An 11,506-nucleotide genomic window follows, 5' to 3' on the forward strand; every position below is an offset into this window, starting at 1 on the left:
CAGTATGGACAATCACAGCAGCGGGCAAACAAAAAAAGCCGAAAATCGGCTTTTTTTAGAAGAAACGTTTTGCACCTAAGTAGGCTTTTTTCCAATATGGGTTGCTTAGGTTCGAGATCCCTACTCCATTGTCACTTGCATGAAGGAAATCTCCCCCGCCAAGGTATAGTCCCATATGAGAAGGGCCCGCTTTATACGTTGTAAAATAAACAAAATCTCCAACTTGTGGTGTGCTAACAGAAGTCATCATATTCCAGTAGCCTGCTGTGCTTAGTCTGGATACAGATGAAACTTTGTTAATGAGATAGTAAACAAAGCCGCTGCAGTCAAATCCTGCTGGAGTATTACCACCCCATCTGTAAGGAACGCCTGTCAGCTTTTTCCCCTCTTGGATCATTGTCGTGATCTTTGCGTTCATTGGTACATCGTTTTTGTTATTGTTGACCGGAGTTGTTGAACCGTTAGACGTAGAACCGTTCGATCCAGTTGAGCCGGAAGCTGCACCATTAATTTTTAATACTTGTCCAATTCTAAGCACATCACTTTTCAAGCTGTTGGCTGTGCGGATGGATTGAACCTGTACTTTGAATTGATTCGCAATTTTCCATAACGAATCGCCTGATTTTACAGTATAAGATGTTGTTTTCCCGCTAGAAGACTGGTTACTGTTTGAATTGCTTGGTTTAGTAGGTTTTGACTGACTTGGTTTAGATGCAGCCGTCCCTTTTACTTTTAACACTTGATTCGTATAAATCACATCAGATTTTAATCCGTTCAAGGTTTTGATTTCAGCAATCGTCATATTTAACGCATTCGCAATTTTCCAGAGAGAATCGCCTAATTTGACCTTGTATGTACTTGATGATGAAGAACTATTTGAATTAGTTGTCTTATTGCTTGAAGATGAGTTTGAATTTGATGACTGGCTACCGCTCGTCTTCGTGCTTCCAGATACCTTTAGCTTTTGACCAGGTCGAATCAGGTCACTGTTTAAGCTGTTTAGGCTTTTTAAGCTTGCAACTGACATTTTATGATTTTTTGCAATCAGCCATAAAGAATCTCCAAGCTTTACAGTATAGCTGGAAGTCGTTGAAGCACTTGATTTCGTTGATTTTGAACTTGTTGATGAGCTCGATTTTTTGCTTTTTGCACCAGGAATTTTCAAGCTTTGTCCTGCAAAAATCATTGTCGTTTTTAATTGATTAAGAGATTGAAGCTCCGAAATACTTGTATTGTACTGTTCGGCAATCTTCCAAAGTGAGTCACCGCTTTTCACCTTGATCGTCTGTGCTTCTGCCGGTGCAGCAAACACAGCTGAGCCAGCGATCGCTGAAACTGTGAGGCCGGTTACTACTTTTTTCTTCATAAAGAAATCTCCGCCTTTCGTAATTTGGTTCATTAAGACTTATGTACTAGTTTCGAGTTTAGCATTTAATGGTTCTGCTTCTCTTGCACTATTTTATCTTTATTTCTATTATATTACTCGACATGAAGACGTTGGGCAATAACAAATAGGCTAAAGCAGCCAACTCAAAATGCTAAAAAACAAAGCCATATCGTTTCTATCGGCTGTTTGTTTTATTTATAAACATTTTTTAAGGAATTTTTAAGTTGACGTTTAGAAATTTGTCAAAACAAGCACGCTGCTAGTTTCATAGTTCTATTCTACATGACAAATTTTTCTGTATCAAATGACTTTTTGCTTAATTGGCTATTTTTTCTCCACAAATAAAAAAGCATCCTTCCGAATGAAGAATGCAGCGTTCGTTTTTATTTTCTTATTTCCGGATCTTTTACGGTAAGCGGATAAAGCACGCCTTCTTTCGCAAACGACATTTTTCCCGTTTCTTCTGATACGACAAGAACAAGTGCATCGGTCATACCAGAGAGTCCGATCGCTGCTCTATGCCTTGTGCCGAGCGACGGGCTCACTTTTTTTGATGTAAGCGGCAGCACGTTTGCAGCAGAAACAAGTGTATTTTCTTTGACTAAAAGAGCCCCATCATGAAGTGGATTTCCCGGGTAAAAAATGCTTTCTATTAAGGAAGCACTAATTTTCGCATGAAGATTTGTCCCTTTTTGAATAAAATCCTCAACCTCATCCCTCCTTTGGATCACAATGAGTGCGCCATGCTTTTGTTTTGATAAATTCTCGATAGCTAAAGAAAATTGAGCAAATCCTGGTGTGAATTCTTCCATATACGCTTGTAAATAAAACGACGAAGCCTCAGCATGCATTTCATTAAACTGATCATGCAATGATTCGAGATCACAAAGTAAGCACTGCTCTGTTTCATCAAGAGAATCAATGATGTCACTTGCATCCTTCATAATGTTCATCAAGTGTGTTCTCATTCCTGCTTTAAATATGACTTCTTCGTTCGTCCGGTGGATCATCTGACCTTTTCCCTCCTTCTTTCGCTTGTTGTTATAAAATAGCAAATTGTGCACATTCTATTTGTATGGAGGTGAGCTTAATATGACCATTCAGAAAATCATCCAATATGCTTGCAGCATTTTAGGTGTTGTCAGTCTTTCTTTTATTTATGCCCAAATGTTTAAAAAAACGAAGCCATCTAAGAAAAATAATCCGACGGAGAATTGATTTTTTTACATAGCATGATATAATTCCTCTCGTTATTTCTGTTCAGAGAGGAACTTATGATGAGAGAAACGAATAGCATTCGAGCAAAGCTGACACTATTTTTAACCATTTTGATTCCGATTTTAATCACCCAAGCAGGTCTTTCACTTATTACCTTTTTAGATACGGTGATGTCTGGAAAAGTAAGTGCAGAAGACCTTGCGGGTGTTGCGATCGGTTCTAGTATTTGGACACCTGTTTATACAGGACTTGCCGGTATTTTGATGGCCGTTACTCCAATTGTGGCTCAGCTGATGGGGGCTGGGCATAAAGAAGATGTTCCCCGGGCTGTCTTTCAGGCGATTTATTTATCCTTTCTTTTAAGTATCGCTGTGATTGTCATTGGTACGATCAGCGTTCCTTACATACTCGGAGGACTTGGACTCGAGCAGTCTGTAGAGGATATTGCCCGGCATTTTCTCAGCTTTCTTGCGTTTGGCATCATCCCGCTGTTTGGTTATTCGGTGCTAAGGTCATTTATTGATGCATTAGGGAAAACACGTGTGACGATGTTCATCACGCTTACAGCACTACCTATTAACTTTGTTTTAAATTACGTATTGATTTTTGGGAATTTTGGCTTTCCAAAGCTTGGCGGTGCGGGTGCCGGCCTTGCATCTGCAATGACGTATTGGGCGATTTTCATCATGAGTATTTGTATTGTCGTTAAAGCAGAGCCATTCGCCTCATTTCGTTTGTTTCAAAAACTGCCTCGAATGAATATCTCCCGTGTAGGGCAAATACTGAAAATTGGCCTTCCTATCGGGTTTGCGATCTTTTTTGAAACGAGTATCTTTGCAGCAGTGACGCTTTTAATGGGTCACTTTGATACCATTACAATCGCCAGTCACCAAGCAGCGATGAACTTTGCTTCTATTCTTTATATTTTACCGCTTAGTATCTCAATGGCGTTAACGATCGTTGTTGGGTTTGAAGCGGGGGCTAAGAGATATAAAGACGCGCAAAGCTACAGCTATATCGGCATTGGTACGGCGGTATTATTCTCATTATGTACGGCCGCACTTATTTTGTTATTCAGACCAGAGATCGCTGGTTTATATACAGCTGAATCAGCTGTTTTACAAATGACACAGCACTTTTTGATTTACGCGATCTTCTTCCAGCTGTCAGATGCGATTGCTGCACCCATTCAAGGGGCTCTGCGCGGCTATAAAGACGTGAATTATACGCTGATTGCTGCTTTTGTTTCTTACTGGGTCATCGGTCTTCCTGCCGGTTACCTCATTGGCACATATACCTCCTTTGGTGCGTTTGGTTATTGGATTGGGCTGATTGCCGGGCTTGCCGCAGGTGCCATCGTCCTCTTTATCCGTCTCAGATTGATTCAAAAACGTCAACTTCGATATGTATCGAACCACTAAATACAACAAAAAAGCAGCTGATCTATGTCAGCTGCTTTTGCGTTTAATCATTCCATTGGTACGTCCAGAAAATTTCTTCATCAAACCATTTTTGGACGACTGGTTCTTTGTTTTTCAGTTTTTGTTCCAGTTCTCTCAGCATGCCTTCTGTTTGCGTTCTATGCGCTCTCAGTGCATTTAATTTGATATCTGCAACATCTGTAATATCAATGACAATATCCGCATTTCCAAGCACTTCTTCTCTATTTTTCGTAATGGCCATGCAGTATGTGACAGGGCGGTCTTCTTTTTTCTTGCGGTATAGCGCGCGAATGACAGCTTCGCCTGTCGCATCATGATCAGGGTGTACACCGTGTCCTGGATAAAACGTCACAATGAGTGTCGGTTTGACTTCATCAATGATGGATTCCATCACATCTGCCAAATACTCGTCGTCTTCAAATTCCAATGTTTTATCACGCAAGCCAAGCATACGTAAGTCTGTGATATCCATTTCTTTGCAGGCATTGATTAATTCCTGTTTTCTTAATTCCGGAAGTGTTTCACGGTTAGCATATGTTGGGCTTCCCATATTTCTGCCCATTTCCCCAAGTGTCCCGCATGCATATGTGACGGGAATTCCGCGTTTTCTGCTTTGTGCAATGAGACCTGCAACCCCAAAGGATTCATCATCGGGGTGAGGCAGCATCACTAGTACATGTTCGTTCATGACTCGTCACCCTTTCTTCTACACCTGAAATGGTGTTTCACTAATTTGTAATGAGATCGCTAGTTTCCCGTCTGGCAAGTGCCCAGCTAAAAGCAGGCGGCCTTGGTCATCAAACACATAATCGGTTAATCCTTCTGCGTAAATCCAGCCGTCTTCTGTTTTCATTCCAACACGGTATGGACCTTGTCCTTTTATTTTCGCCTGTGAATAGACGACTTTCGCGTTGCGGATATACGCCACAACCGTCATATTTTGTTCGTTTACATGAGCTGAATAAGAACCAGTTGTCGTTTCAAGATGAACGAAGACTGGACGATTTAAAAACGATTCAAGATGTGCTGTGACATCTTCCGTTTGAATTGGTTTCATGAGTGGTTCCTTCCTTCATTTTGAATTAATTCTCGCAGCTTTTTTGTATGTAAGCTGATCAGCTGCAGCTGATGATCATGCTTAAGCTCACTTTCTAAAATTCTCTCAACAGCAAGCACATACTTTTGGTGTAATGATTTCCTCGCCCTCGGATGAGTTCGTGCATCAAGTAAATCATCACATATGGCCTCGTGTAAAGAAGACATATCATCAACATCAAGCTGACGATTTTTCCATAAAGATTGATAGGCGGCTGCAAGCTCATGAGCTGACGACATATGATCACCTCTACAGTTTTGGTAACAACTTATTATGACATGATCCGCCTGCAAAAAAAAGCAAACTGCTCGTTTGGCTTAATGAGAATTCGCTGTTTTTTTCATGCGTAATTGAGAGGTGGTAAACAGTAAAATCGCCACCCAAATACAAAGAAACGTCACAATTTTAGCTGCGGATAAGTGTTCGTGATAGACAAACAGCCCTAAAAACAGCGTAATTGTCGGTGCAATGTATTGCAAAATGCCCACTTGATAAAGAGGAATTCTTTTTGCGCCTTCTGAGAATAAAAGAAGCGGCACGGCTGTAAAAACACCTGCAAAAAATAAAAGTCCGAGCGACCCGAAGCTGTTAGGATTCATAGTCACAACAGGTTCTTTTAAGAAAAATAATAAGTACACTAGTGCAGCCGGTGCGAGAAGCAGCGTTTCAATCGTCAAACCAATCGCGCTCGTGAAGCTCATCCTTTTTTTAATCAGACCATAAAAACCGAAGCTAAAGGCTAATAAGAAAGCAACGACAGGAAATGACCCGTATTGAACTGTTGAAAGGATAACCCCAAATGCGGCAATGAGGATGGCAATGGTTTGCCATTTATTTAGTCGTTCTTTTAAGAAAATAATACCTAATAGAACGGATACAAGCGGATTAATATAGTACCCTAAACTTGCTTCTAGCATAAGACCATGATTGACTGCCCAAATATATACATACCAGTTGACCGAAATTAAAATAGCAGATAAAAGTAATGAAAAAAATGCTTTACCATCCAGTATGAGACCCTTTACTGTCTGCATCGCTGGGCGGACTTGTTTTAAATACAAAAGAATACCGCACATAAACACAAATGACCATACAATTCTGTGCGCTAAAATTTCGCCTGACGAAATATGCTCCATCAGCTTCCAATATAACGGGAATAAACCCCAGAGTGTAAAAGATGCTGCCGTGTAGAGAACACCTTTTGAATGCTGTTCGTTCAATGTAACCATCCCTTTCTAAATCTAACGTATATTATAGCACGCACGCTGACGAATGGGCATATACTAATTCAGGGCATTTAGAAAGGATGATTCGCATGTTCGACTGGAACCGATTATTCCCTTTTCAAAAGCAGTTCTCAAAAGAAGCCTTAAAGAATTCAGATCCTAAAGATGTTGAGCAGTATGTCAATCAAGTCATGGAAAGTGTATTCGGCTCCAATTATCCTGCTCAGTTCCCATTTCAGGACCCCCTTTCTCAAAATCAAAAAACGAGAGAAACTGACGTCCAAAAAGAAAAAGAGCCAGAAGTCGAAGTGTTCGAGACGACTGATCATGTGTTTGTCAAAATTGAACTTGCTCGTCCGAACACAGAAAAAGTCAAAATCAAACATACAGCCAATCTGCTGTTTATTGATCATTTTCCTGAAGAAGGGGCGCAGAAGAAAGTCGTCCTCCCTGCTGCTGTGAAGCGAAAAGGAACGAAGGCGTCGTATCAAGACGGTATATTGGAAATTATGTTTTTAAAGCATGATGATCCAGGAATTTCTGAAATTGATATTCCATTATAAAAAGCCTGCTTTGGAATGGAAGCAGGCTTACTCTTTTTTCTTAATAATATGGTGGATATCCGCCGCCATAAGGTGGTGGAGCAGGCGGTGGTGGCGGGGGGTAATATGGACGGGGATAATTAAAAATCGCACTTCCTAGAAATCCGCCAAGCAGTCCGCCGACCAAAGGAGCGCCAAAACCAAAAAACAAAGGGACTCTGGATTCATATGGCGGAATGCCAGGGGCGCCGCCTCGAAAATACGGAGTATGAGGGTACATGCATTTCTCCTCCTTTGTCATGTGCCTAACATCAGCATATTCATCAGGAGGCAAAATGTTTGGGCAAACCTGAAACTAGGCTTGCTCCTTTTTGCCATGAGTGTCTGTATACTCCCCTGCCCACCGAGATACCTCATGAAACACATCATGTAACGCATTCCCTTTTTCAGTTAAGCTGTAAATGACTTTGACAGGCGTCTCAGGCAGGACAGTCCGCTCTATAATTCCTTCTTGCTCGAGCTCTTTTAAACGCTCTGCAAGCATTTTTTGACTGATAGATGGAATCGTGTCTGTGAGGTCTTTAAAACGCTTTGGACCATCAAGCAATACATGTATAATAAGCCCATTCCACCTTTTGCCTAGGAGCAAAAAAGCTTGCTGAATGTGTGGACATAATTGGAATTCCATAAATTTCAGCCTTTCTTTTCATGATTGTTTGACAAACTAACGGTGTACAATTTAAAATATCTCTAGTTACAATAAGTAAGTTTCTCACTTTTTAGTTATTGTACCATACTATTTGCAAAAACGGGAGGAAATATCCATATGGCGACCGATCAAAAAACGATTGACATCTTAAAACAAAGAGCTTCAGTAAAAGAGTATGATACTACTCATGAAATGACAAAAGAAGAGTTAACAGAGCTTCTTGAAATCACAACAAAAGCACCATCTGCTTGGAACCTTCAACATTGGCACTTCACTGTTTTCCATAGTGCTGAAGCAAAAGCGAAGTTACTTCCAATCGCGTACAACCAAAAGCAAATATCACAAGCATCAGCTGTTATTGCAGTTCTAGGTGACCTTGAAGCTAACCAAAATGGCGAAAAAATCTACAGTGAGCTGGCTGAACAAGGCTTTATTACTGAAGACATTAAAGAAACATTGATGACTCAAATCAATGGCGCATATCAAAGTGAGCAATATGCACGAGAAGCAGCGTATTCAAATGCTTCATTAGCTGCTATGCAATTAATGATTGCGGCAAAAGCAATGGGCTATGATACGTGTGCAATGGGTGGCTTCAGTAAAGAAGCATACATCAAGGAATTCAATGTAAGCGGCCGCTACGACCCAGTGATGCTGATTTCTGTTGGTAAAGCAGCAAAAGAAGCTCATAAAAGCAATCGTTTCGACATCGAAGAAGTATCTGATTTCCTTTAAAAATTGGCAAGGTCTCAGCTTTTATGCTGGGGCTTTTTTTATTTTTTTTAAATATTATTTATACATACTTTCTTTCACCTTCTCCCTCTTTACATCTTCACTCTTTCTCCTTTTTAAGAATGAAAGCGTTATATTAGTATGATATTCACCAAAATGATTGTTTTTTCTGAAAATGGTCTTGTGATCTAATCTGACAACTGCTATTATTATGAAATTACAAAATATTCAGGAGGAAATCATGAACAAAAAATTGATGCTGGCACTACTTATCGCGATTCCATTCATTGGACAGCTCGCATTACTGCCATTTGCGAATCGCATTCATCCATTTGTCATCGGCCTGCCCTTTTTCCACTTCTGGCTCTTACTATGGATTGTACTCACACCAATTTGCACATTTATCATTTATAAAATGCAGCATTCAAATGGAGGAACTGACTAATGCAAGGAAATTTAACAGCTTTATTGATTACTGCAAGTATTATTTTCATCGTCGTGGTCATCGGTTTTGCCGCTGGTCGTGACAAATCATCAAGACAGTCAGTAGAAGAATGGTCTGTCGGCGGGAGAAAATTTGGCGGACTGCTTGTCTGGTTCCTCGTTGGCGCAGACTTATATACAGCTTATACCTTTTTAGGGCTTACAAGTACAGCTTATACAGCTGGAAGCGTCGCTTTTTTCGCTATTCCGTATTCAGTCCTAGCTTATTTTATTGCTTATTTCTTTTTACCGAAACTATGGACGGTAGCGAAAAGTCACAACCTTACAACACTTGCCGATTATGCACGTGAGCGGTTTGACAGCAAGCTGTTATCTAGTTTGATTGCGATTGTTGGGGTACTTATGCTGATTCCTTATATTTGTCTTCAGTTGAGCGGGATTCAAGATACGTTAACTGTCGCTGGAACGAATTATATTAATGTCAATGCAGTTGTTATCATTTCATTTATTTTAGTCGCACTTTATACATTTTTCAGTGGTATTAAAGGTCCTACATATACAGCCATTATTAAGGATATTCTCGTTTGGGTGATCATGCTGTTCATGGTGGTTTCACTGCCAATTATTCATTTTAACGGCTGGACACCGATGATGAACACGTTAGCCAAAGAAGCGCCTCAGCTTCTCACGATCCCTGAAGGCGGTCCTAAAGGCATTTTATGGTTCATTACTGCTTCAGGCGTTTCTGCCCTTGCTTTGTTTATGTGGGCACACGCGGCAACTGGGGTTTTTACAGCCAAAAGCGCAGATGCCATCCGTAAAAACAGCATGTTTTTGCCTCTTTATAATATTGTATTGATTTTGGTCATCTTCCTTGGATTTATTGCCTTTTTAGTCTTACCAGAAGATACAAATCCAAGATTTGCTCTTCTTCATTTAATTCAAACATCATATGGCGGCGTGATGCAGGGGCTCGCTTATTCAACGATTGCACTGGCTTCCCTCATTCCATGCTCCATCATGGCTATTGGCGCATCGAATTTATTTGCCAATAATTTATACCGTGACTTAATTCATCCGAATGTGTCACCTAAAAGATTGACCATCATTACACGTTCGATGGTGTTTATCGTCATCGGGCTCGCTCTTTTATTCGGGATGCTGTTCCCAACTGCACTTGTCACACTTCAGCTCATTGGTGTTTCAGGAATGGTCCAAATCTTCCCAGCCATTGCCATCAGCTTGTTCTGGAAAAAACAATCGAGAGAAGCAACGATTGCTGGGTTAGTCATTGGAATCATCGTCACCTTTACAGCGAATATCTCACAAGTCACGTTCGGCCTTTATGAAGGTTTTCTTGGTTTACTAGCAAACGTCGTAGTCATCTTGATTTTAAATCCATTCTTCCAAAAGAAGGTCACGTCCAATTCTGTCATGAATGAACTATTTGAAAAGGATAATGAAAAAACAGAAGCGATCACAAGATAAGAAAAAGCAGTCCCCTGATGAGGACTGCTTTCATCTTGTAGACAAAGTCTACAAGATTTTTTGTATAACACAATTCCAATGTACATGCTGGAGTTTTATTTTTTTACGGCATGAATGTAATGAATGGTCTCAAAAGCTGATAGGTAATCTTCTCTATTGTTAAAATACAGTTTATTAATTTTTTCAGGTGATAAATGTTCATAAATGAGTAAATCTGATTTCTCTAACACCTTTTCGATTTCAAAGTACGAAAAACATGATTTCATCGGTTCTCCGCCTATTGAAGCCATTTTCACCATATTTTCAACTCTATTAGAGGTTCCTTTTTCTTCGAATAGTTTTTCATCTGCATAATCAAAAACGATTGAACTTCCTGATGGAACCTTGGTGAATAAATAATTTATTAAGCTTGAAACTTCCTCTTTCGTTAAATAGTAAGAAACCCCTAGAAGACTAAAGAACGTCTTTTTGTTATCAAATCCTTGACCTATTAGGTTTTGATAGGACAAATTTTTGGTGAAGTCCATAGAAACAAAATGAAGATTACTTGGGATTTTTAAGTTAGCCTCGTCCAATCTTTGCTTTTTAAATTCCTGTGTAGTAGGATGATCAATTTCAAATATTTCTAAGCTGTTTTCCAATTCTGAATGTCGGAAGCTAAAAGTATCTAATCCAGCGCCAAGTATGACATATTGTCTTAATCCTAACGCTACCTCATGAAGCATTACTTTTTCGCAATACGCAGCACGTGATAAGGTTATTGGAGACAGCTGGACTTGTGTAATCCATTTTAATATTTCTTCTGTATTTCCCTCGAATTTTTGTGCGATATCTTTGTTGAAGAAATGTATGCCTTGAACCATATTTTCTTTGATGTCATTGAATTCTTTTTCAGAAATTAATTCTTTAGCTATATAATCATTAAAGATTTTAGGAGTATCAAATTGACTATGATAGGATCTAGCAAAAGCCGATATTAACGAAGTGACACTGGGCTCATCTTTCTTCATACAAACACACTCCTTTATTTTAGAACAAAAAAATAGGATTCTCCTGGCCAGGAGAATCCTATTATATATTCTAAAAATAAGAAAGTGAATTATAGCATAATCACATTTTTTTGTCAAGTTTAAAACAGTCTTTTCCATACAAATAGTAACACCTAACAGCGTTACATGGATCAAAAAGAAAGTATGCTTACTTTCATTGCCATGAATTTTAA

15 protein-coding genes are annotated in these 11,506 nt (G+C 39.6%); 6 read left to right on the top strand and 9 right to left on the bottom strand.

Annotated elements, in window-relative coordinates; genetic code table 11:
* Positions 1-55 precede the first annotated feature (55 nt).
* A complete protein-coding gene (locus AOQ70_RS07750) occupies positions 56-1,366 on the bottom strand; it encodes a peptidoglycan endopeptidase (RefSeq protein WP_059375533.1) in 1,311 nt (436 codons plus the stop codon).
* Between the two features lie 404 nt (positions 1,367-1,770).
* Positions 1,771-2,397, bottom strand: a complete 627-nt coding sequence (gene cdaS / locus AOQ70_RS07755) for a sporulation-specific diadenylate cyclase CdaS (protein WP_044332896.1) — start codon at positions 2,395-2,397, stop codon at positions 1,771-1,773.
* A gap of 82 nt (positions 2,398-2,479) precedes the next feature.
* On the opposite strand from cdaS, the gene AOQ70_RS20080 reads away from it, so the two are divergent.
* On the top strand, positions 2,480-2,605 hold the full coding sequence (locus AOQ70_RS20080; protein WP_008359993.1) for a hypothetical protein: 126 nt from the start codon (positions 2,480-2,482) through the stop codon (positions 2,603-2,605).
* Positions 2,606-2,664: 59 nt separating this feature from the next.
* Positions 2,665-4,026: an MATE family efflux transporter gene (locus AOQ70_RS07760; protein ID WP_047203289.1), complete on the top strand. Its 1,362-nt coding sequence runs from the start codon at positions 2,665-2,667 to the stop codon at positions 4,024-4,026.
* Between the two features lie 43 nt (positions 4,027-4,069).
* On the opposite strand, the gene bshB2 is transcribed toward AOQ70_RS07760, so the two are convergent.
* The 4 genes from bshB2 to rarD form a co-directional block, all read right to left on the bottom strand.
* A complete protein-coding gene (gene bshB2, locus AOQ70_RS07765) occupies positions 4,070-4,735 on the bottom strand; it encodes a bacillithiol biosynthesis deacetylase BshB2 (RefSeq protein WP_039179311.1) in 666 nt (221 codons plus the stop codon).
* Between the two features lie 18 nt (positions 4,736-4,753).
* Positions 4,754-5,104 carry a YojF family protein gene (locus AOQ70_RS07770; protein WP_008359999.1) on the bottom strand — a complete coding sequence of 117 codons (351 nt, stop codon included), beginning with the start codon at positions 5,102-5,104 and terminating at the stop codon, positions 4,754-4,756.
* On the bottom strand, positions 5,101-5,382 hold the full coding sequence (locus AOQ70_RS07775; RefSeq protein WP_024428326.1) for a hypothetical protein: 282 nt from the start codon (positions 5,380-5,382) through the stop codon (positions 5,101-5,103). The genes AOQ70_RS07770 and AOQ70_RS07775 overlap by 4 nt, the downstream gene beginning before the upstream one ends.
* 78 nt (positions 5,383-5,460) lie before the next feature.
* The gene (rarD, locus tag AOQ70_RS07780; RefSeq protein WP_059375535.1) at positions 5,461-6,372 is read right to left on the bottom strand and encodes an EamA family transporter RarD; all 912 of its coding nucleotides are present in this window, start codon (positions 6,370-6,372) and stop codon (positions 5,461-5,463) included.
* A gap of 86 nt (positions 6,373-6,458) precedes the next feature.
* Here rarD and AOQ70_RS07785 point away from each other — a divergent pair, with 86 nt between their 5' ends.
* Positions 6,459-6,932 carry a spore gernimation protein GerT gene (locus AOQ70_RS07785; protein ID WP_039179316.1) on the top strand — a complete coding sequence of 158 codons (474 nt, stop codon included), beginning with the start codon at positions 6,459-6,461 and terminating at the stop codon, positions 6,930-6,932.
* Positions 6,933-6,972: 40 nt separating this feature from the next.
* On the opposite strand, the gene AOQ70_RS07790 is transcribed toward AOQ70_RS07785, so the two are convergent.
* The gene (locus AOQ70_RS07790) at positions 6,973-7,191 is read right to left on the bottom strand and encodes a hypothetical protein (protein ID WP_024422697.1); all 219 of its coding nucleotides are present in this window, start codon (positions 7,189-7,191) and stop codon (positions 6,973-6,975) included.
* Between the two features lie 75 nt (positions 7,192-7,266).
* Entirely contained in the window at positions 7,267-7,599 is a 333-nt protein-coding gene (locus AOQ70_RS07795; RefSeq protein ID WP_059375539.1) for a winged helix-turn-helix transcriptional regulator, read from the bottom strand.
* Positions 7,600-7,737: 138 nt separating this feature from the next.
* Here AOQ70_RS07795 and AOQ70_RS07800 point away from each other — a divergent pair, with 138 nt between their 5' ends.
* The 3 genes from AOQ70_RS07800 (at position 7,738) to AOQ70_RS07810 (ending at position 10,284) form a co-directional block, all read left to right on the top strand.
* Entirely contained in the window at positions 7,738-8,355 is a 618-nt protein-coding gene (locus AOQ70_RS07800; protein ID WP_058838910.1) for a nitroreductase family protein, read from the top strand.
* A gap of 238 nt (positions 8,356-8,593) precedes the next feature.
* A complete protein-coding gene (locus AOQ70_RS07805; RefSeq protein ID WP_024422700.1) occupies positions 8,594-8,797 on the top strand; it encodes a DUF3311 domain-containing protein in 204 nt (67 codons plus the stop codon).
* Positions 8,797-10,284: a sodium:solute symporter family protein gene (locus tag AOQ70_RS07810; RefSeq protein ID WP_059375541.1), complete on the top strand. Its 1,488-nt coding sequence runs from the start codon at positions 8,797-8,799 to the stop codon at positions 10,282-10,284. The genes AOQ70_RS07805 and AOQ70_RS07810 overlap by 1 nt, the downstream gene beginning before the upstream one ends.
* 95 nt (positions 10,285-10,379) lie before the next feature.
* Here AOQ70_RS07810 and AOQ70_RS07815 read toward each other — a convergent pair whose 3' ends face one another.
* Complete coding sequence (locus AOQ70_RS07815; protein ID WP_059375543.1) at positions 10,380-11,294, bottom strand: class I SAM-dependent methyltransferase; 915 nt, start codon at positions 11,292-11,294, stop codon at positions 10,380-10,382.
* Positions 11,295-11,506: the final 212 nt, after the last annotated feature.

The sequence above is a fragment of the Bacillus sp. AM 13(2015) genome (genome assembly GCF_001518755.1).
Lineage (GTDB): Bacteria > Bacillota > Bacilli > Bacillales > Bacillaceae > Bacillus > Bacillus safensis.

What these genes read in the sequence shown, in the direction of transcription:
- AOQ70_RS20080 (WP_008359993.1), top strand. Translation starts at nt 2,480, where the DNA reads ATGACCATTCAGAAAATCATCCAATATGCTTGCAGCATTTTAGGTGTT.
- AOQ70_RS07790 (WP_024422697.1), bottom strand. Translation starts at nt 7,191, where the DNA reads ATGTACCCTCATACTCCGTATTTTCGAGGCGGCGCCCCTGGCATTCCG.
- cdaS (WP_044332896.1), bottom strand. Translation starts at nt 2,397, where the DNA reads ATGATCCACCGGACGAACGAAGAAGTCATATTTAAAGCAGGAATGAGA.
- bshB2 (WP_039179311.1), bottom strand. Translation starts at nt 4,735, where the DNA reads ATGAACGAACATGTACTAGTGATGCTGCCTCACCCCGATGATGAATCC.
- AOQ70_RS07770 (WP_008359999.1), bottom strand. Translation starts at nt 5,104, where the DNA reads ATGAAACCAATTCAAACGGAAGATGTCACAGCACATCTTGAATCGTTT.
- rarD (WP_059375535.1), bottom strand. Translation starts at nt 6,372, where the DNA reads ATGGTTACATTGAACGAACAGCATTCAAAAGGTGTTCTCTACACGGCA.
- AOQ70_RS07760 (WP_047203289.1), top strand. Translation starts at nt 2,665, where the DNA reads ATGAGAGAAACGAATAGCATTCGAGCAAAGCTGACACTATTTTTAACC.
- AOQ70_RS07795 (WP_059375539.1), bottom strand. Translation starts at nt 7,599, where the DNA reads ATGGAATTCCAATTATGTCCACACATTCAGCAAGCTTTTTTGCTCCTA.
- AOQ70_RS07750 (WP_059375533.1), bottom strand. Translation starts at nt 1,366, where the DNA reads ATGAAGAAAAAAGTAGTAACCGGCCTCACAGTTTCAGCGATCGCTGGC.
- AOQ70_RS07785 (WP_039179316.1), top strand. Translation starts at nt 6,459, where the DNA reads ATGTTCGACTGGAACCGATTATTCCCTTTTCAAAAGCAGTTCTCAAAA.
- AOQ70_RS07810 (WP_059375541.1), top strand. Translation starts at nt 8,797, where the DNA reads ATGCAAGGAAATTTAACAGCTTTATTGATTACTGCAAGTATTATTTTC.
- AOQ70_RS07800 (WP_058838910.1), top strand. Translation starts at nt 7,738, where the DNA reads ATGGCGACCGATCAAAAAACGATTGACATCTTAAAACAAAGAGCTTCA.
- AOQ70_RS07815 (WP_059375543.1), bottom strand. Translation starts at nt 11,294, where the DNA reads ATGAAGAAAGATGAGCCCAGTGTCACTTCGTTAATATCGGCTTTTGCT.
- AOQ70_RS07805 (WP_024422700.1), top strand. Translation starts at nt 8,594, where the DNA reads ATGAACAAAAAATTGATGCTGGCACTACTTATCGCGATTCCATTCATT.
- AOQ70_RS07775 (WP_024428326.1), bottom strand. Translation starts at nt 5,382, where the DNA reads ATGTCGTCAGCTCATGAGCTTGCAGCCGCCTATCAATCTTTATGGAAA.